Source organism: Guptibacillus hwajinpoensis (assembly GCF_020171785.1).
Classification (GTDB): Bacteria; Bacillota; Bacilli; order Bacillales; family Guptibacillaceae; genus Guptibacillus; species Guptibacillus sedimenti.
This window is the reverse complement of the sequence record NZ_JAIVAE010000002.1, coordinates 214,272-234,074: the sequence shown is the minus strand read 5'-3', so window position 1 is coordinate 234,074 and position 19,803 is coordinate 214,272. Positions and strand designations below refer to the sequence as shown.

The 19,803-nt window shown below is 40.3% G+C and carries 21 protein-coding genes and 1 other annotated feature; of the genes, 6 read left to right on the top strand and 15 right to left on the bottom strand.

The window, feature by feature from the left end:
* Positions 1 to 4 precede the first annotated feature (4 nt).
* The gene (locus LCL91_RS01615) at positions 5 to 3,070 is read left to right on the top strand and encodes an efflux RND transporter permease subunit (protein WP_224879399.1); all 3,066 of its coding nucleotides are present in this window, start codon (positions 5 to 7) and stop codon (positions 3,068 to 3,070) included.
* Positions 3,071 to 3,118: 48 nt separating this feature from the next.
* Here LCL91_RS01615 and LCL91_RS21955 read toward each other — a convergent pair whose 3' ends face one another.
* Complete coding sequence (locus LCL91_RS21955; protein WP_255462008.1) at positions 3,119 to 3,247, bottom strand: hypothetical protein; 129 nt, start codon at positions 3,245 to 3,247, stop codon at positions 3,119 to 3,121.
* Between the two features lie 33 nt (positions 3,248 to 3,280).
* A complete protein-coding gene (locus LCL91_RS01610) occupies positions 3,281 to 3,844 on the bottom strand; it encodes a GNAT family N-acetyltransferase (RefSeq protein WP_098443131.1) in 564 nt (187 codons plus the stop codon).
* 153 nt (positions 3,845 to 3,997) lie between these two features.
* On the opposite strand from LCL91_RS01610, the gene LCL91_RS01605 reads away from it, so the two are divergent.
* Positions 3,998 to 4,150, top strand: a complete 153-nt coding sequence (locus LCL91_RS01605; protein ID WP_224879397.1) for a hypothetical protein — start codon at positions 3,998 to 4,000, stop codon at positions 4,148 to 4,150.
* A gap of 66 nt (positions 4,151 to 4,216) precedes the next feature.
* On the opposite strand, the gene LCL91_RS01600 is transcribed toward LCL91_RS01605, so the two are convergent.
* Entirely contained in the window at positions 4,217 to 5,425 is a 1,209-nt protein-coding gene (locus tag LCL91_RS01600) for a putative glycoside hydrolase (RefSeq protein WP_224879395.1), read from the bottom strand.
* A gap of 179 nt (positions 5,426 to 5,604) precedes the next feature.
* On the opposite strand from LCL91_RS01600, the gene LCL91_RS01595 reads away from it, so the two are divergent.
* Positions 5,605 to 6,141 (top strand): HD domain-containing protein, encoded by a 537-nt coding sequence (locus tag LCL91_RS01595; RefSeq protein WP_224879393.1) that lies wholly within the window; start codon positions 5,605 to 5,607, stop codon positions 6,139 to 6,141.
* Positions 6,142 to 6,143: 2 nt separating this feature from the next.
* Here LCL91_RS01595 and LCL91_RS01590 read toward each other — a convergent pair whose 3' ends face one another.
* From LCL91_RS01590 to LCL91_RS01565, 6 genes are all read right to left on the bottom strand, one after another.
* Positions 6,144 to 6,539: a hypothetical protein gene (locus tag LCL91_RS01590; protein ID WP_224879391.1), complete on the bottom strand. Its 396-nt coding sequence runs from the start codon at positions 6,537 to 6,539 to the stop codon at positions 6,144 to 6,146.
* Positions 6,540 to 6,836: 297 nt separating this feature from the next.
* Complete coding sequence (locus LCL91_RS01585; protein ID WP_224879390.1) at positions 6,837 to 7,769, bottom strand: ABC transporter ATP-binding protein; 933 nt, start codon at positions 7,767 to 7,769, stop codon at positions 6,837 to 6,839.
* Complete coding sequence (locus tag LCL91_RS01580) at positions 7,762 to 8,832, bottom strand: ABC transporter ATP-binding protein (protein ID WP_224879389.1); 1,071 nt, start codon at positions 8,830 to 8,832, stop codon at positions 7,762 to 7,764. Before LCL91_RS01580 ends, LCL91_RS01585 begins: the two co-directional genes overlap by 8 nt.
* A 12-nt stretch (positions 8,833 to 8,844) precedes the next feature.
* Complete coding sequence (gene opp3C / locus LCL91_RS01575) at positions 8,845 to 9,867, bottom strand: oligopeptide ABC transporter permease (protein ID WP_224880151.1); 1,023 nt, start codon at positions 9,865 to 9,867, stop codon at positions 8,845 to 8,847.
* Between the two features lie 5 nt (positions 9,868 to 9,872).
* Positions 9,873 to 10,802 (bottom strand): oligopeptide ABC transporter permease, encoded by a 930-nt coding sequence (gene opp3b / locus LCL91_RS01570; RefSeq protein WP_369522931.1) that lies wholly within the window; start codon positions 10,800 to 10,802, stop codon positions 9,873 to 9,875.
* 176 nt (positions 10,803 to 10,978) lie between these two features.
* Positions 10,979 to 12,664 (bottom strand): peptide ABC transporter substrate-binding protein, encoded by a 1,686-nt coding sequence (locus tag LCL91_RS01565; RefSeq protein ID WP_224879386.1) that lies wholly within the window; start codon positions 12,662 to 12,664, stop codon positions 10,979 to 10,981.
* A gap of 469 nt (positions 12,665 to 13,133) precedes the next feature.
* On the opposite strand from LCL91_RS01565, the gene LCL91_RS01560 reads away from it, so the two are divergent.
* Together LCL91_RS01560 and trpS are read left to right on the top strand one after the other, a co-directional pair.
* Positions 13,134 to 13,502 (top strand): DUF3899 domain-containing protein, encoded by a 369-nt coding sequence (locus LCL91_RS01560; protein ID WP_224879383.1) that lies wholly within the window; start codon positions 13,134 to 13,136, stop codon positions 13,500 to 13,502.
* Between the two features lie 56 nt (positions 13,503 to 13,558).
* Positions 13,559 to 13,785, top strand: a binding site (T-box leader).
* A gap of 63 nt (positions 13,786 to 13,848) precedes the next feature.
* Positions 13,849 to 14,838, top strand: coding sequence for a tryptophan--tRNA ligase (gene trpS, locus LCL91_RS01555; RefSeq protein ID WP_224879381.1), 990 nt, complete (start codon positions 13,849 to 13,851; stop codon positions 14,836 to 14,838).
* A gap of 49 nt (positions 14,839 to 14,887) precedes the next feature.
* Here trpS and LCL91_RS01550 read toward each other — a convergent pair whose 3' ends face one another.
* From LCL91_RS01550 to LCL91_RS01540, 3 genes are all read right to left on the bottom strand, one after another.
* The gene (locus tag LCL91_RS01550) at positions 14,888 to 15,634 is read right to left on the bottom strand and encodes a YjbA family protein (RefSeq protein ID WP_098443121.1); all 747 of its coding nucleotides are present in this window, start codon (positions 15,632 to 15,634) and stop codon (positions 14,888 to 14,890) included.
* Positions 15,635 to 16,102: 468 nt separating this feature from the next.
* Positions 16,103 to 17,341 (bottom strand): beta-ketoacyl-ACP synthase II, encoded by a 1,239-nt coding sequence (fabF, locus tag LCL91_RS01545; RefSeq protein WP_166001454.1) that lies wholly within the window; start codon positions 17,339 to 17,341, stop codon positions 16,103 to 16,105.
* Between the two features lie 34 nt (positions 17,342 to 17,375).
* The gene (locus tag LCL91_RS01540; protein WP_224879379.1) at positions 17,376 to 18,314 is read right to left on the bottom strand and encodes a beta-ketoacyl-ACP synthase III; all 939 of its coding nucleotides are present in this window, start codon (positions 18,312 to 18,314) and stop codon (positions 17,376 to 17,378) included.
* A gap of 174 nt (positions 18,315 to 18,488) precedes the next feature.
* Here LCL91_RS01540 and LCL91_RS01535 point away from each other — a divergent pair, with 174 nt between their 5' ends.
* Positions 18,489 to 18,821: a YppG family protein gene (locus tag LCL91_RS01535; RefSeq protein ID WP_224879377.1), complete on the top strand. Its 333-nt coding sequence runs from the start codon at positions 18,489 to 18,491 to the stop codon at positions 18,819 to 18,821.
* Positions 18,822 to 18,852: 31 nt separating this feature from the next.
* Here the strand turns inward: LCL91_RS01535 and LCL91_RS01530 are convergent, their stop codons facing one another.
* From LCL91_RS01530 to LCL91_RS01520, 3 genes are read right to left on the bottom strand one after another with little or no spacing between them, the layout of a single operon-like run.
* Positions 18,853 to 18,996: a hypothetical protein gene (locus LCL91_RS01530; protein WP_159782169.1), complete on the bottom strand. Its 144-nt coding sequence runs from the start codon at positions 18,994 to 18,996 to the stop codon at positions 18,853 to 18,855.
* Positions 18,997 to 19,008: 12 nt separating this feature from the next.
* Positions 19,009 to 19,224, bottom strand: a complete 216-nt coding sequence (locus LCL91_RS01525; protein ID WP_224879374.1) for a ComZ family protein — start codon at positions 19,222 to 19,224, stop codon at positions 19,009 to 19,011.
* A gap of 6 nt (positions 19,225 to 19,230) precedes the next feature.
* Entirely contained in the window at positions 19,231 to 19,785 is a 555-nt protein-coding gene (locus tag LCL91_RS01520) for a DinB family protein (RefSeq protein ID WP_224879372.1), read from the bottom strand.
* Between the last annotated feature and the right edge of the window lie 18 nt (positions 19,786 to 19,803).

Sequence of the window (19,803 nt, the reverse complement as noted above, 5' to 3'; positions counted from 1 at the left end):
CCATATGAATATTGCTAAGCTTTCCGTGTTTCGCCCCATTGCCATGGGGATGGTCATTATTTTCATTCTCATCATCGGAACCGTTTCACTTCGAAACATGCCGGTCGACCTTTTTCCAGATTTAACGTTTCCTGTTGCTGCGGTTACCGTTACTTATGAAGGAGCTGGACCTGAAGAGGTTGAGAATTTACTCGCATCCCCTCTTGAAAATGTTATGGGGACTCTTCCAAATGTCGAAAGCATTTCTTCCGTCTCACAAAATGGCGGAGCGTTAATCCTCGTTTCTTTTGAATGGGGTACGGACATGGATTTTGCAACCCTTAATATGCGAGAACAAATTGATGCCGTGAGAGATTCTCTTCCATCTGAAGTTCCAATCCCAAAAGTATTGCGATTTAATCCAAGTGACATCCCGATTATGCAGCTTGGTGTTGCCGGCTCAGAAGAGGACCTTACCGCTGTTAAAAAGGTGATTGAAGATCAAATTAAACCATCACTTGACTCCGTCCCTGGAGTTGCTGCCGTTACCATTGAAGGACAGCTTGAAAAAGAAATACGACTAACGGCTGATCCTGATAAACTTAGCCAATATGGGGTTACACTAACAAATTTGCAGCAGCTCATTGGCTCAGAAAATCTTAACCTACCGAGCGGGTCCATCGAAACCGAAAATAAGAACTTACCGCTCCGAGTGACTGGTGAATTTAAATCTGTAGATGACTTAAAAAATCTATCCGTTCCAACAGAAAATGGTACGGTAAAGCTTAACCAGCTCGTTGAAATTGAAGAGATGATGAAACCTGCTGTTCAAGAAAGTTTCCTAAACGGTGAACCAGCGATTGGCTTTTCAATTCAAAAGCAATCAGGTGCAAATACGGTTCAAGTCGTAAAACAAGTTAATGAAAAGCTTGAGGAAATCCAGCCTTCTCTTCCAGAAAATATGGAAATTAAAACGGTGTTTGATCAAGCTAAATTTATTAATCAATCCATTCGTGCAGTTGTATGGAACATTATCATTGGAAGCCTCTTAGCAGCTGCAGTGCTTTATTTGTTTTTACGAAACATTCGCAGCACGTTGATTATTGGTCTATCCATTCCAATCTCGATCGTAGGGGCATTTATTTTAATGTACTTTTCCGGCCAAACCATTAACCTTCTTACATTGGGAGGCCTGGCGCTCGGCGTTGGAATGATGGTCGATAACTCGATCGTTATTCTCGAGAATATCTACCGGTTAAGACAAGAAGGAAAATCACTGAAAGAAGCAGCTGTAGAAGGAACAAAAGAAGTAGGTAGCGCTATTATTGCATCTACACTCACAACCGTCGTTGTGTTCCTGCCAATCGTGTTCGTTACTGGTCTTGCCGCTCAGCTCTTTAAACCACTGGCGCTTGCTGTAACATTCTCTTTATTGGCATCGTTGTTTACAGCTCTGATTATTGTACCTTTGCTTTCATCACTATTAATGAATCGAAATGAATCAAAATCCATTTTCCAACTAAAATTCGATCGTGTAAACAATTGGTACAGACGGGCGTTAGATAAAACCTTATCTCATCCTAAAAAGACGGTCGGTTTCACCGTCTTGCTATTAGCCATTTCTGCAGCAGGAACCCCTTTTATTGGTACGGAGTTTCTGCCGGCACAGGACCAAAGCTTCGTAAATATATCAGCTAATTTGCCTGCAGGAAGTTCGTTAGATGCAACCGAGAACGTTACTGAGGAAATTGATGACGTATTAAATTCCATTCCTGAAGTTGACCTTTCTTATTTAACGGCGGGAGGTTCTGACAACTTTAGCATTGGTGCAGGGAGCCAGACGAATCGAGCTACTTATAGCGTACTGCTCGTGCCTATTAATGAGCGTGAGCAATCTGATTTAGAAGTAGCAGAGGATATAAGGAAGAAACTGAAAGATATTCCAAATGCTGATATATCTGTTTCTGCAAGTGACTCTGGATTTAGTGCCGATCCGATTTCGATTAATATTATTGGGTCAGATCTCGATGTTCTTAAAGAGCTATCAGATGATGTGATGGAAAGCATTTCAGAGGTTGATGGCGTAAGAGAACCAACTTCTAGTATTGAATCCAACAATCCTGAAGTTCAAATCCTCATTGATCGCGAGAAGGCAGCTAGTTATGGAATCGGAAGTTCTCAAATTTCTACCGCTATTTCAAATGCAACGAACGGACTTGTTGCGAGTAATCTTGCTCGAGACGGAAACCAACTGGACATTCGCCTTGCAGTCGAAGATAAATATACAGATTCATTAGAATCACTTTCGAGTCTACTTATCGAAACACAAACCGGTGAAAAAGTTCCTCTTTCCGCTGTCGCTGAAATCGAGCGAGGTTTAGGTCCTTCAGAAATTACACGTACTGATCGACTAAGACAAGTTGAAATTACAGCCAGTTTGTTAGGTAGAGACCTCGGAACAGTAACCGACGAAATTCGCGAGAAGCTTGTTAAAGACGTTCCGCTACCAGGTAATTCTTATAAAATCACGTTTGGTGGTCAAGATGAACAAATGAATGATGCTTTCTTTAAATTATCTGGAGCACTCGCTCTTGCTATTGTTCTAGTGTATATGGTGATGGCTGGACAATTTGAATCCTTTCTCTATCCCTTTATCATCATGTTCTCTGTCCCATTAACCGCCATCGGTATTATTTTTGGGCTGCTTATCTCCTTCCAGCCTCTTGGCGTAGGATCGCTCGTCGGAATGCTTATCTTAACTGGGATCGTTGTAAATAACGCAATTGTCCTTGTAGATTATATTAATAAGCTACGTGAGACAGGAATGAACACTCGAGAAGCGATTTTAGAAGCTGGACCTACTCGTTTAAGACCAATCCTCATGACGGCCTTAACAACGATCCTTGGTCTTGTACCACTATCGCTTGGGTTTGGAGAAGGAACTGAAATTCAACAGCCTATGGCGATTGTCATTGTATTTGGGCTAAGTGTTGCCACTTTTATTACGCTAGTCTTTATTCCAGTAGTGTATTACCTAATTGACCTTCGTCGCCAAAAACGACAAGAGAAGAAAATTGAAATGAATCAATAAAAAAAACCGAAAGCCATCATAGGCTTTCGGTTTTTATAATCGCTAGCATTAAGCAGATGTTCTCGTATTTGAGGCGGGCTCTTTCGAAGACTGCGGTTTCCAGGTTTTCCAACGTCTTTTCAATAAATCCTTCAACCATTCGCGCTTCTTTTGCTTTTTCTTCTCCCGATTCTTCATAAGAAGTTTCCCTCCTGATCGAAAACAGTACTCTTATTCTTCGATAAGTTCCTTCTCTTCTTTAAGACTCAACACTTCTTCTACCGGCTGATACGATTCACCATAAAGCTGTTTATCCTTATATGTGTGAATCTCTTGATACGTGTGTTTCATTGCTTCGTATACTTCTTTCTCACCAGCTTCACTTGGTGACCAGTATAAGATCTCCATTTCATTAATCTCGTTCGTAGCAAGGGATCTTCTACGATAGCCAATTGACTTCGCATGTTTAAAACCTTCTCGAAGATAAAAGCGCTGTCTTTTTTCGGTATCGGTTTCTTCATAATCAACTGGCTCAACCTCAAGGATAATTGGTTTTTGCTTTTCTTTCAATTGTTCAATTAATTTCTTTCCTAGCCCCTGACCTCTGGCATCCCTGGAAACGAAAATATAGTCCACGAATATGAAATCAGGAAGATCGGCATACATTAGAACATGGTGCGGTCCCTCGTCCTTATTGTAAATGTCACCCTTTTCTTCCAATAGCAAGTCCATATGCTCTTTTGATTTCATCTCTTCAATGGGGAAATATTGCTTCAGCTTCTCATACCAGTTCATTGATCTACTCCCTTATAATTAATTCTTCACTATCAGTATAACACATTTATCCAGTAAAATAGTGCTAGACATGCTAATCGTTATTTTCCCCTCTTCTTAAATAAGTAAACATTTAGTACACTCAGACTATAAGAAGAAAGGAGGAGGAAGGACATGAATTTTATTAGTGAATTTCTTTTATTAGCTGCGTTGCTTATTACTTTTACAGCTTTTATTGCAATATTTTTAAATGCTTCAGGTCGTCTCCTTTTCCAAAAGAAAAAGAATATTTTTCAGAAACCACTTCATCGTAGTCAAAAAAACTGAAAGAAATTATCGAATGATCCTAACTAATTAGAAAAGACCGCCATCATTGGCGGTCTTTTCTTGAAATCATGGTGTATAATCGACGTTTTTGGTATAACTATTACTCGCATCCCATAGTAGGAATTCATTAATGCCGTTGTCCTTTAAAGCTTTGATTTGTGCTTCAACTTCCGCTTTACCATAGTTTAAATAATTTCCGCTACCAAGATAGCTCGCGGTAAAATCCTGAATCCAAGGACGACTTGTAGGTGCTTCTTCAAGCTTACCTAACACTTCGTTCTCTACCTTCGCATATTCGTTCACTAAGTTGTATGGCTCAAGATCCGGCTTAGCGATACCAAAGTAAGATCCCCAATGACTTGGGTAGATCATAGACGAAATCACATCAACATTACTTGAAATTTTAGAGAAGTTTTGTCCAATTCCCGGTGCTTCAGGAATCGTCGCTGAGTAGCCAAAAATATCAACCGATACATCAACATCATATTGTTCAAGCTTAGCATTTGCATACTCCACAAAATCAGTGACAGCTTGAACTCGCTTTTGGACGTTGTCCATATCCATATCGGCATACTTGCCCATCGAATACTCTAATGTATCTTCGCGTGTTTCAAATCCTTCTGGGAAACGAACGTAGTCGAATTGAATTTCTTTGAAGCCCATTTTAGCTGCTTCAATTGCAATTTCTACGTTATAATCCCACACTTCTTCTTTAAATGGGTTAACAAATGCTTCTCCGCGTCCATTTTTCCAAACAGAACCACCTTCTTTATAGGAAAGTTCTGGTCTCGCTTCCGCAAGCACAGTATCCTTAAAAACTACTACTCTCGCAATTGGATAAATTTCATTTTTCTCCATTTCCTCTAATACGCTGCGAGGATCTTTCATATAAGGTTTCCCAATCTCATACTCTGCTAATGGCGAGTCCTTCTTTGGTTCATATGTAAGGTTTCCAAAATCATCTTTAATATCGATGACCATTGCATTTAGATCTGTTGAATTCACGAACTCCGTGAGCTTACTAAAACGACTTCCCCCAGCTGAATTTCCTGTTACATAAATACCTCGTACTGCATCTGGGTACTTAAAATCCAGTCCAGAATCATAAACAAATCTTGGAAGACGATCTGGAAGTGTTAATTCTTTGTTTTCTAATTCAAAACCTTTAAGATTTGTCGCGGATCGTGCATCTTCTGCAAATACAGGTTGTCCGAACACAGAAAATAGCAAAAATGACGCGAGCAGGCTTTTCAACCCAAGTTTAAAAATACGCACAGCTTCTCTCCCCTTTAATTAGTTTGCCTCCTCTATTATAAGACGAATAACCAGGCTTTGAAAGAACTTCCAGTAAAATTTCTCATGTCTTTTTCGTGAACACTTATGATTGATTTATTTTTTTCTAAATGGTATGATGTTTAGAAAAATAAATTCAAGAAAGTTAGGAGGCCATTAACATGAGAAACGTCACCTTATCAGATATTTTCCAACTTCCATTTGCACGAAAATACCTAAAACGAGCTGGACTGGCTCATGCGATTACCGTGGCCAAACACGCTTATCATTTTGCAAATAAGCATGAGGTTAATCCCGATCTTGCGACAAAAGCAGCTTTACTTCACGATATTGGTCACTATACATGGTACCGCAATGGGCAGTGGGACTATAATTTATATAAACAAAATGACATTCACGCAATTAAGGGAGCTGAGCGAGCACACAAAATGCTTATTCGCCTCGGTGAAAATCCTGTATCAGCTAAAGAAATTGCCGTCGCCATTCTTTTTCATACAGATTCTTACTTTATGGGTACCGTTAATCGTAATGCTTTGCAAGAAGTCGTCGCTATGGCTGATGAAGCTGACGAAGAGCCCGGTGGCAAACACCATTACAAAGTGATGTCTGAAGAAGAAGCAAGAGCTGAGCTTAAGGCATTAGATGACTTGATTGAAAGTGGTTTAAACAATCAAAATGAGTGGCAGCAAAGTGTATAGACTTACTCCCATTCGCATAGGAAAGGGATTTCAATGACCATCCCCCTTTCATCCCTTTCCACCACCATCCCTCCCCACTTTTTAAGAAACTTCTCTCCCATTTCATTAGCCGGCGTTTTCATTCTAATTGCTTTTTTTCTCTTTTTTTCAGCTAACTTAACCACAAAATCATAAAGACCCCATCTTTTTTCTTCTGATCCTTTATAAAAAAACTCTAATAACTCCATGCACTCTGATAAACTTTCCATCCACACGTAACCAACTGTTTGATCTTTTGATTCAAAAAGGTATATTGTAGAATGAGGGGAAGGTGCTTTTTCGACTCTTATGACGTTTTCAGACCTGATTGATTCGAGTGTTTCGTTATCAAAATCAGAGTTAAATGCGTAAAAAATCATACAATACCTCCTCTTTAAAAGACCTATTTTGTATTTACCGCTAGCTTAATTTAAAACTTTACCATCCAAAAGGAGCTCTTATGTCTAAATTGAAACTTAGTTTACTCATTTCCACTTTTATTCTATGTGGTCTTATTTTAGTAGACTATTCGCTATACACTGACTTATCCCTTTATATTAAAGGATTTCTGATCGTACCACTCATCTTGTACATCGCTTATCTTGTAACAAAATTTAAAAACAAAAAAGCATCATAGAAAAGGACCGCATTTCAGTTGAAATGCGGTCCTTTAACTTTTAAACTGTTACCTGATACTTTTGATACTCTTCTTCTGTACAAGCAATCCAGTGGCCTTCCATCACTTCACGTAGGATACGTTCTTCTCCATTTTTAGGAAGATGCTTTTCAGGATCATAGATTTTACGCCTTCTTGAGCGCTCGTATTCTGGATCCGGAAGTGGAATCGCAGAAAGGAGCGACTGCGTATAAGGATGTAACGGATTGCGGTAAAGCTCTTCACTTTCAGCTAGCTCTACAATTTGACCACGATACATTACTCCAATACGATCACTGATGTATTTCACCATCGAAAGGTCATGCGCAATAAACAAATACGTTAGGCCTTTTTCACGCTGTAGCTTCTTCATCAAGTTAACAACCTGTGCTTGAATCGAAACATCTAGTGCAGAAATTGGCTCATCCGCAATGATAAACTCCGGATCTACAGCAAGAGCACGAGCGATTCCAATACGCTGTCTTTGTCCACCACTAAATTCGTGAGGGTAGCGGTTCGCATGCTCTTTGTTCAATCCTACTGTTTCAAGAAGCTCAACCACTTTGTCCATACGAGCTTTCTTAGACGTTGCAAGACCGTGGATATCAATTCCTTCTGCAATAATATCAGAAACGGTCATTCTCGGATTTAACGAAGCATATGGATCCTGGAAAATCATCTGCATTTTTTGGTTAAACTTCTTAAGCTCTTTTGCAGACTTCTTTCCATGAACATCTTCACCATTAAAACGAACTTCACCATCTGTTGCATCGTAAAGGCGAATAATCGTTCGTCCAGTTGTCGATTTCCCACAACCAGACTCACCAACAAGCCCGAACGTCTCACCTTTATAAATATCAAATGTTAAACCATCAACAGCTTTTACAGTGCTTTTGCCTACTTTAAAATGCTGCTTCAAGTTTTTGATTTCTAATAGTTTCTCTTGACTAGACATTCTTCCCACCATCTTTCGCGCCAATGATCGGCTCGCTTGGAGCCATACCCTGCATCCGCTTTTTAATCGCTGCAGGTGGTTCTACTTTAGGTGCTTTCTCGTGCAATAGCCATGTAGCGGCATAGTGCGTATCTGAAATCTTGAATAAAGGTGGTTCCATCTCCGTGTCAATCTTCATCGCATAAGGATTACGTGGCGCAAATGCGTCACCTTTAGGCGGATCAAGAAGATCTGGAGGTGAACCTGGAATCGCAATTAACTCTTCATCTGTTGAATCAAGACTTGGCATCGAACCAAGAAGTCCCCAAGTGTAAGGATGCTGAGGGTTGTAGAAGATTTCATCAACAGTTCCTGTTTCAACGATTTTACCTGCATACATAACAGCTACACGATCTGCAATATTTGCTACAACCCCAAGGTCGTGCGTAATAAAGATAATCGACGTACCCATTTTTTCTTGAAGGTCATTTAATAGTTCAAGAATTTGCGCCTGAATCGTTACATCAAGAGCTGTTGTTGGCTCATCCGCAATAAGAACACGTGGATTACACGCGAGCGCAATCGCGATAACAACACGCTGTCTCATACCACCAGAGAATTGGTGAGGAAATTCATTCACTCTTCCCTCTGCATTTGGAATACCAACAAGTTTCAAAAGCTCGATCGCACGTTCTTTCGCTTCAGACTTACTCATGTTTTGATGCTTTACTAACCCTTCCATGATTTGTTTTCCAATCGTCATGGTTGGGTTCAATGATGTCATTGGATCCTGGAAAATCATTGAGATTTCAGATCCACGAATTTTTTGCATTTCCTTTTCGGACAGCTGAGCAAGATCACGATCGCCGAACTTGATCTCACCTTCTTTAATACGTCCAGGAGGGTTTGGAATCAAACGCATAACCGCTTTAGATGTAACGGATTTACCTGATCCTGACTCTCCTACAATTGCTAATGTTTCACCTTTATTTAAATGGAAGTTTACTCCACGAACCGCCTGTACCTCTCCAGCAAACGTATCAAAGGAGACGTGCAAATTGTTCACTTCTAGAATCTTTTCCATTCTAATTCCCCCCTATTTACGTAGCTTTGGATCAAATGCATCTCGAAGGCCGTCACCAAGAAGGTTAAAGGCAATCATAATCAATGAAATGATAATAGATGGCCAGAGCACAAGATGCGGATAAATTTGTAGACTTCTAAATCCGTTATTAATAATAGAGCCAAGTGAAGCCTCTGGCGGGCGTAATCCTAGTCCAATAAAGCTTAGAAACGCCTCGAAGAAAATCGCACTTGGAATTGTAAACATTGTCGTAATAATAATTTGTCCAAGTACGTTTGGAATTAAGTGTTTTCCGATCACTCGTCCACTTGTAGCGCCTAAAGTACGTGAAGCCAAAACAAATTCCTGTGATTTCAGCTTTAATACTTGCCCTCGAACAATTCTTGACATTCCTATCCAACCGGTGACGGATAAAGCAAGGATGATTGAGAATATTCCAGGCTCAAATATTAGAATAAAGAGGATAATCAAAATTAAGTTTGGAATACCAACTAACACTTCAATTATGCGCTGTAAGATATTATCAACTCGTCCCCCGTAGTAAGCAGAGATCCCACCATAAGCGACACCGATTACAAAGTCAATAAACGCTGCTGCTGCTGCAATGAATAGTGAAATACGTGTTCCCTGCCATACACGCGTCCACTGGTCACGACCAAATTCATCTGTACCGAACCAGAAATACTCATCTTCATAACCTTTTGCTTCATACTGATCGGTTCCACGAATATCAACACCGTTAACACCTAGGAAATCAATATTTTCTAGAACCGGTACTTTAGCAGGAAGCTTTGCACGCGTTAACTCCTGCTCAGAATATGAGTGTTCATTCATTCCTGGACCAAAAATGGCAAGTAAAATAATCGCAACAATAATGATTAACCCGGTGATTGCACCAGGATTTTTCTTCAACCTTCTCCATGCATCTTTCCAAAACCCAGTACTTTCACGAGCAATTTGTTCATTTTCAGATGAATCAATTTTAGCGGGTTGAAACATGTCGTCTGAGAGGTCGTGTAGTTTTTCTTGTTTCATACTCATTAACTCTTACCTCCCGCTAAACGAATTCGAGGATCAATAATTCCATACAGAATATCTACCAATAAGATAACAACAATGAATAATATACTAAAGAAAAGCGTTGTACCCATAATAATCGGGAAATCGTTTGTTAAAATCGAGTTAACGAATTTTTCACCAAGTCCTGGAATAACAAAAATTTGCTCAATTACGAGAGTACCTGTCATTAGACCTACAACCAGTGGTCCCATAATGGTAATGATAGGTATAGAAGCATTACGGATTGTATGTCTAATAACAACCGCTGTGCTACTTAAGCCTTTTGCCTTCGCTGTTGTAATATAGTCCTGTCCAAGAACTTCTAACATTTCCGTTCTCATAAAACGAGCTATTGTTGCGACAACAATCGAAGCTATTGCAACTGTTGGCATGATCGTATAGGCGAAGCCATCCCAGTATGCTACTGGTAAAAGCTGCCATTTTACACCAAACCAATATTGCATAAGGCCAGCGATAACGAAGTTTGGAATAGATATACCTAGAACGGCAATCACCATTGTTCCATAATCAAGGAAAGAATTGTGTTTTAATGCTGCAATGATTCCAAGGAAAAGACCAATAATTGTTCCTACTACTAAGGACTGCAATCCAAGGTAGGCAGATGGTCCAATACGCTCACCGATAATTGTTGATACTTCACGGCCATCCTGCTGGAAGGAAACACCGAGGTCACCTGATAATAGATTCTTCATATAATTGAAGTACTGTACAGGAACAGGATCGTTCAAACCGTATTTATCATTCAATTGAACAATTTGTGTTTCTGTTAGCTTATCCTGGTTATTAAACGGTGTACCAGGGAGAAGCTTCATTAGAAAAAATGTTAGCGAAGCAATAATTAGGAAGGTAATCAACATTGAGATGATTCTTCCGCCAATATAACGTCCCACTACAACCAACCTCCTCAAAAGATACCTGCCTGTTTATTATAAGTCGAAAAATGGAATTTCACTAGAATAAATTTTCTATCTATTTCATATCTAGGTTACTTTTCGACATATTTCTTATTACAGGTAAAAAAGAGAGTATATGTCAGGATGACATATACTCTCCTGAAAATCTAAACTTATTTTTCAATCTTAATCCATTTGTAAGATGAGTCAGCTCCAAATGAGTGAACATAGAAGTTCTTTACGTAATCTTTTTTAAGGATTGCGTTACCTTTTTGGTAAGTAGGAACGATTGCAATGTCCTCTTCCATTAGAACTTTCTCAGCATCTTGCATCATTTTCCAACGCTTCGCTTCATCAGTTTCTTTCTTAGCTCCTGAAACTAACTCGTCATACTTCTCGCTTGAGTAACCCATGCGATTATATTCACCGTCTGTTTCAAACATATAAAGGAACGTCATTGGATCTGGATAGTCAGGTCCCCAACCACCAGTTGAGATATCAAAGTCACCAGAATCTTCAAGCTCAAGGAACTGTTTCCAAGGCTGTTTGTTGATTGTGATAGTAAGGCCATCAAGCTTTGTTTCAAACTGATCTTTTGCATATTCTGCAATTTTCGCAGCAAGCTCGTTATCAGTTGTTAGGAATTCAAGTTCAACAGAATCTGTACCTAACGCTTCAAGTCCAGCTTCCCATGCTTCTTTCGCTTCTTCTTCACCTTGATCAGCATAGAAACCGTCTGGAGCGAATTCGCGGAAGTCATCGCCATCTGGACCTTTTACAAAGTCTTTTGGAACGAAATATTTAGCTGCAATTGATCCGTTGTTAAGAAGAACATTTACAAGTCCTTCGCGGTCATATGCAAGGTAAAGTGCTTTACGAATATCTTTGTTTGCTAGTTCTTCTCTTTCTTGGTTCAAACGCATGAAGTACATTGTAGGATCGACAAGAGTTGAGAACTCTTCGTTGTCCTTGAACTGATCGACGAAGTCAGCTGATAGACCTGCACGGTCAATCTTGCCTGTTTCGTATAGGTTAACTGTTGTCGCTGTATCTTGTACAACTTTAGTAGTAACTTTTTCAAGGTTTACAGTTTCAGCATCCCAATACTCAGGATTCTTTTCATAAGTCCAGCCTTCACCGTGATTCCACTCAGCAAATACGAATGGTCCGTTATAAAGCATCGTGTCAGCTTCTAGTGCAAAATTATCGCCTTGCTCTTCAGCATAACCTTCTGGTTGTGGATAGAAAGTTGCGAAAGTTAGCAATGATTTGAAATAAGGAACTTGATTTTCTACAGTAATTTCAAGTGTTTTCTCGTCTACTGCTTTAGCTCCAAGCTCTTCTACTTTACCGTAAAGAGGATCGCCTTCAGTAATGATTGCATTACCGTTCTTGATTCCTGCAGTACCAAACATAGAAGCGTAAGGAGAAATTGTATCTGGATTTAGTGCTTTATGCCAAGCATAGATGAAATCACCTGCTACAACATCAGATCCGTCAGACCATTTAGCGTCATCGCGAATTGTGAATGTGTAAACAGTTTCACCATCTTTTTCTTCTTCTTCTGGTTCGTCAGCAGCCATACCTAGTGTAGGCTCGTTATTTTCGTCAAGACGATAAAGTCCTTCGAAAACCTGGTTCATTGCTTTAAAAGATGTGTTATCAGTAGCTTGAGTTGTATCCATTGAAGGAATTTCAGCTGTTTCTACTAAGTTAAGTACTTGTTCAGCAGAACCGCCTTCTCCGTCGCCTTCTCCTCCACTGTTCCCCCCGTTGTTTGAGCCGCCGCCGCAAGCCGACAGGAATACGCTCAATACAAGCACAAGAGATAGGACAAGCGTCCATCTTGATTTCTTCATGCTGTGTGACCTCCCTTAAAATATGTAGCTATAAAAGCTAGTAATCCGCATGACGAAATTCATCAAATTATCCAACAATTTACGAGAGATTTTTTTGATTCGTTTCGCCCACAACTCGTATTATACAAGTTTTCTAACTATTTTGCATACACAATTTTTACACTGATTTACAAAAACCGCGTCACCATTACGTTTGCATAACAGAAAATAGTTCTTTAGTCCTGGTATAAATTCTCTGGTTTATGGGTAACATTTTAAATTTTACAGAGAAATGTATGAAAATCTATCTACCCCCCTTACCTGAAAGTATATAGTATACGTTCGTGTATACTGTATACATGTCGCAAAATATTCTGAAATATGAACGGTGTGTAAAGTCCTTACATATTCTACGCTTTTTTCTTTTGTTTATTGTTCTTGACCCATTCTTTTTTTATACTTAATAATAGAAAGATAATTGGGGGTTACTATGAAATCACTTACATTTAAGTCAAGTATACTGGTTTTCCTGGCTATTGTTGCTTCAATGATCATATCGATTACATCTGATGAAGGAATTGCCTTACAGCCAGTATCCGATATTCTCTTTATGATTGCTCTCGGAATGTTACTAATTGGTGCAACTCTTCATGTGGTTCAGACTGGCTTCTTCGATGGCATCGTCTATTCCTTTAAACGCTATTTTCGAAATACAGCTAAACGCCAAATGATTGAAGAAGATCATTCTGAAATTAAATATCAGCTGGATTATGATAACCCCATTACTTATCCTCTTCTACTTGCTGGTGCTTTTTGTACAATCATTACGATTATCATTTCCATTGCTCTTATTCAGTAGCTAACTTGTTGCATCGAATGAAATCATTGCGCTATACTAGTAAGGAAGAAGGATACAGAACGGCTTTGAGGAAGAGTAGTACAAATTGATGTGTTTATAGAGAGCCTGTGGTTGGTGAAAACAGGTAACACACGTTTTGGAATGGACTTCTGAGCCCCTTTGCTGAACGAGTAAGTAGGCATTGGCGTGAGCATTCACGTTACCACTAGCGGTATTCATTACCATAAAGTGATCCAGTCTTACTGGATAAGCAGGGTGGCACCACGGTCCATTCGTCCCTAGCAATAAAGGGATGAATGGACCTTTTTGTATTCCATTTTATTGATATTGAGAGGAGCACTACACAATGAGCGTTATTTTTTCCGGAATTCAACCTAGTGGTACATTAACAATTGGTAACTACTTAGGAGCAATGAAACATTTTACTGATCTACAAGACGATAATGAGTGCTACTTTTGTGTTGTTAACCAACATGCCATCACAGTCCCTCAAGAAAAACAGGCGTTAAAACAAAACTCAAGAAGTCTTGCCGCACTCTACCTGGCATCAGGGATTGATCCCGAAAAATCAACATTATTTATTCAGTCTGAAGTACCTGCTCATGCGCAGCTTGCTTGGATGCTACAATGCGTATCTTATATAGGCGAACTTGAGCGTATGACGCAATTTAAAGATAAATCTACTGGGAAAGATGCTGTAAGCGCAGGTCTTCTAACCTATCCACCATTAATGGCTGCGGATATCCTTTTATATGGTACAGAAATTGTTCCTGTAGGAGATGACCAAAAACAGCACATTGAACTGACGCGAAATCTTGCCGAGCGTTTTAATCGTAAATATAACGACATCTTCGTGATGCCGGACGCACGCATTCCTAAAGTTGGAGCGCGTATTATGTCACTTCAGGACCCATCGAAAAAAATGAGTAAATCTGACTCCAATCAAAATGCCTATATTTCTATGCTTGATGAGCCTTCAACGATTATCAAAAAAGTAAAACGTGCTGTAACGGATTCTGACGGCATTGTCCGATATGATAAAGAAGAGAAACCAGCTATTTCTAACCTGTTAACGATCTACTCTCTTTGTTCTGGAAAAAGTGTTGAAGAAATTGAATCGATTTATGAAGGTCGAGGTTATGGAGACTTTAAAGCAGAACTTGGGGAAGTGATCGCTGAAACGTTAAGGCCGATCCAAGAACGATACAATGAACTCATTGCTTCAGCCGAGTTAGATGACATTCTTGATCATGGTGCTGAAAAAGCAAATCGTAAAGCTTCTAAAATGCTAGCAAAAGCAGAGCGTGCGATGGGCCTTGAGAGAAAAAGAAGATAATTTGATCCAATTAACAAAGAAGAAGGCTGCCGACGGCAGCCTTCTTCTTTTAGTTTACATGCGTTCCCTTTTCAAGTTCCCATATTTTCTCAAAATACGGTTGCCCTTTAATAATCCGCTCACAAATTTGCTCATGTTTTGCTGACCAACCTGCTTTCACTTCTCGATATAGCCCTTCCCATGCCTCGTCCATTTCCATGTTTTGAATCTGCACATATTTTTTTGGCTGGCATTCTGTGAACCAATACCGAATTTCAGCTGAGTTCCCACTTGAGTAGAGCTGATCGAGTGCCATAAACAAAAGCTGTTTTAACTGTCTTTCCTTTCTTGTTAGCCCCATCATGATGTCTGGACCTGGAGAAAGAATATGGTGCTCTTTCACCGGCTGGTCCGTTTCAAATGGATAACGCGTAGCTTCAATATCTGCCACCATTTCATAAACCGCTTTCTCCTGCCTTGGAATCACTCGACTTTTGCGAATCGGAATCTTATATCCTAAAGTATCAATCACGATAACCCCTCTGCCATCCGTAGCCAGGAAGCAATATTCTAAAGGTGATCGTTCATTGTTCTTTCGAATATAGCTCTGTTGAAAAACATCATTAAGTAAACTCTCCGGAAGCTCAGTAAGATCATTCTCGATATAATGATACAAGACCGATTCTACCTTAATAACAGGCACTTGATCCAATAGTTCAATAAAATCATCTTTTCGCCACTCATGGAAATTACACACATTGTATCCATTCTCTTCGCCCTCAAACCAGTTCACCCAAACATCTCGCAAATACAACATCTGGCTACCCCTCACTTCGCTACTGTTTGTAAAAACAGTATAGTCAGGACCAAGTTAAATTATTCCATAATCAATATATTATTAAGAAAAGATTAATAGAACACCGAAAAGCGGAAGTGGGCGTTTAGACACGGCAGACACTGGAGCCTTTTCATTTGAACACGGTTTATGTGTTCGGATGAAAAGGTGAAGTGACCGAGTGTCTGCCCACTGCAGCTAGACATAAAAGCGGAAGTGGGCGTTTAGACCCGTCAGACACTGGAGCCTTTTCATTTGAACACGGTTTATGTGTTCGGATGAAAAGGTGAAGTGACCGAGTGTCTGGTCTGGAGGCTGCAGCTAGATCTCATGAAAAGCGAAAGCTGACGTTTAGGGTCGACAAGCGCCCTAAAGACAAGCATTTCAAAAACCAACCTCTCTCCACCCAAAAAAATAACCCCCAGGATTTCCCCCCAGAGGTTACGTACTTTACTTCACGAATTTCTTAAACACTAATGTTGCATTGTGACCACCAAAACCAAGTGAGTTATTCATAACAGCTTTCACATCAGCTTTGCGGGCTTTATTTGGCACATAGTCAAGATCACAGTTTGGATCTGGCGTTTCGTAGTTAATCGTAGGTGGAAGAATTCCTTCTTCTAACACTTTTGCACAGAACACACCTTCAACCGCGCCGGCTGCACCAAGTAAATGACCAGTCATCGACTTTGTCGAACTAACAGCAAGCTTATAAGCATGCTCTCCAAACACAGACTTAATCGCGGCAGTTTCAAATTTGTCGTTATAATCTGTACTTGTTCCGTGTGCGTTAATATAGCCAATATCGGTTGGAGAGAGGCCTGCATCATCAATTGCTTGTTGCATGGCTCTTGCGCCTCCTTCTCCTTCAGGTGCAGGTTGCGTAACGTGGTACGCATCACCAGTAGAACCGTAACCAACGATTTCTGCATAAATTTTCGCACCGCGTTTTTCTGCAGACTCAAGGCTTTCAATGACAAGAATTCCAGCACCTTCTCCAATGACAAACCCATCACGGTTTGCATCAAATGGGCGACTTGCAGATGCTGGGTCAGCATTTGTAGATAGTGCTTTCATTGAACCAAATCCAGCTACGCTCATGCTTGTAATCGGCGCTTCAGATCCACCGGTGATCATCACATCCGCATCGCCTCGCTGAATCACTTTAAACGAATCACCGATTGAGTTCGTTCCTGAAGCACAGGCAGTTACCGTACATGAGTTAATTCCTTTTGCTCCAAGCATAATGGAAACTTGACCTGACGCCATATCTGGAATCATCATCGGAACGAAGAATGGACTAACGCGACGAGCGCCTTTATCCATGAACGTACGGAATTGTGATTCATACGTTTCCATACCGCCTATACCTGATCCGATCCAAACGCCAACTCTCTCAGCATTTTCTTCATTAATCTTTAAACCAGCATCTTCAACAGCCATTTGAGAAGCGGCTACAGCAAACTGTGTAAACCTGTCCATTTTACGAGCTTCTTTACGGTCCATGAATTTTTCTGGATCAAATTCAAGCGCTTCTCCTGAAACTTTTGCTGCGAACTGATCTTTATCTAAACGAGTTAATGGGTTGATCCCAGAAACACCATTCAATACATTTGTCCACGTTTCTTCTAATGAATTTCCAAGTGGGGAAACCGTCCCCAACCCGGTAATAACAACTCTTCTCTTCATTTATACCAGCGCTCCTTTTTTCACTACTACCGTTTTAGCGTCCTAATTTGAGGGCAACGGCTCCCCAAGTTAAACCGCCTCCGAAACCAACAAGAATCACAACATCGTCATCCTTCACTCTGCCTTCTTCCATTGCTTCTGAAAGCGCAATTGGAATGGTCGATGATGATGTATTTCCATACTTCTTCACCGTTGTTGCCATCTTTTCCACTGGGAGTTCCAGTCGTTGTCTGGATGCTTCCATAATTCTGATGTTCGCCTGATGAGGAATTAAGAAATCAACATCTTCCTTTGTTAAACCAGCCTTTTCAATCACATTAATAGCTGATTGACCCATTTGTCTTACGGCAAACTTAAACACTTCTCTGCCGTTCATTGCCATAAAGCCATTTGGCTCCTGGTAGAGATGCTTGGCACCTGCCCCATCTGAACCAAGTTCAAATGAAAGGATCCCTCTTCCTTCTGTTACTGGGCCAATGACTGCAGCTCCAGCACCATCACCAAAGAGAACCGCGGTGTTTCGATCTTCCCAGTCCGTAATTTTCGAAAGTTTTTCAACCCCTACAACTAGGATGTTTTTGTAAGTATCGTTGTTAATGAACTGTCCAGCTGTAATCATGCCGTACATGAAACCTGCACAAGCTGCACTTAAATCCATTGCAGCAGCATTTGTTGCTCCTAGTTTCTCTTGAAGCAAACAGCCAACTGATGGAAATGGATAGTCTGGCGTTACGGTCGCAACTAAAATAAGGTCCAGATCTTCCGCTTTTATATTAGCATTTTCAAGGGCTTTTTTTGAAGCTAAATAAGCCATATCCGATGTATTCATATCATCATCTGCGATTCTTCTTTCCTCGATACCTGTTCGTGTGCGGATCCATTCGTCAGATGTATCAACCATTTTCTCTAAGTCGTGGTTGGTTAATACACGTTCTGGTACATAATGTCCTACACCTAGTAAACCAGCGTTCATCTTGAATTTCCCCTTTATTAGGATATTTTCGTACTTAAAACCAATCTTTAGTAGCTGGTACTAATTTTAAGCCATATTGAATGATTTGTCCACCTGACTGCCTAGCACACACCTTTTGCGCTTGCGCTTCATAAGCTAAGCTATAAGTAAACTTGAATGAAGGAGGATAGATGGATGTATCCATATTATCAGCAACCGTCTTATTATCAGCAACCCTCTGGCTATCAACCGTATCAGCAACAGCCGTTCACACCTTATCCGCCTTATCCACCACCCTATCAAGGGCAAGGGCAAAATTATCATCCCGGTGGGCAGACCTACTACCCCCATCCTTATTACCAACAACCATACGGTCCTTATCAGGGATATCCCGGTGGGCAGCCATTTATGAACCAGTTCAAAAAGCAAAACGGCCAATATGACTTTCCTAAAATGATGAATACAGTTCAACAAATTACACCGATGGTAAAACAAATGGGATCATTGCTTAACTTTTTCGTAAAATAATTGAAAAGACGTGCCTTCACGTCTTTTCAATTCATTTGGAAAGAAACAGCATGCTTCCCGCACTAATAAATAATAAGATACCAGAGATGACCATCAAACTAAAACTGCCTATCAAGATGCCTATCAATAAGCCACCAAGTGGGACAAACCAGATCCAGAAAGCTTTACGGCCCATTTTATACTCTCCTTACTCCTGTGCATCCTGCTTTCCAAGCTCATAAGCATCATCCATCGCTTTAAGAAAGAGCTGAAGTAGCGGCTGCATCTTTTCAAGATCTAGTTCAATGTCCTGTTCACCAAGCGATTGCTTCGCTTCAGGTAAATACTTCATTGCAATTTGCATAAATTTCATGTTTTGATCCATTTCATTCACTCCTAATTCACTTTCGCCTAAAAGGCTCATCTTCTATTATAACGACAAATACGGCGTATTGAAATGCTCCCATGCTTCTCGCTGTCCGGAAACCATTTTTAATACCATTGCAGCCTGTCCTCTATGGTATGCTTCATGATCAATCAAATGGCTAATAATCCATTCAGGAGAGTAGCGAAGCGTTTCCCCATTAATCGTAATTTCTGGTCCAGGCTTACGGTATTCTACGTCTGATAACTGATTAAAATACGCTCGGATATAATCACGAGCTTCAGCAAGACGAGCTAAAAACCAGGAAAGTTCTTTGTCATCAGGTGCAGCGATGACTTGTGCTTCTTGAAAATAGTACCGCTCTTTTTCTTCCTCTGTTACGCTCTCACCCATAAGCGCATTTTTTACCCACCAAAGTTCGATCTGTGCAATATGAAGTAAATAAGCTCCTACGGTAGGAAAACTTGAGTATCCATAGTGAAGTTCCTGAAATTCAATGTCACTTACCATTGAAAGAAGTTTTTCCCTCGTTTCCTTTAATGCTTGAAGGCCGTGAGAGGAATCATGTACATCATAATTACCAAGTGTTTTTTCAATCATCCAAAATCTTCCCTTCTC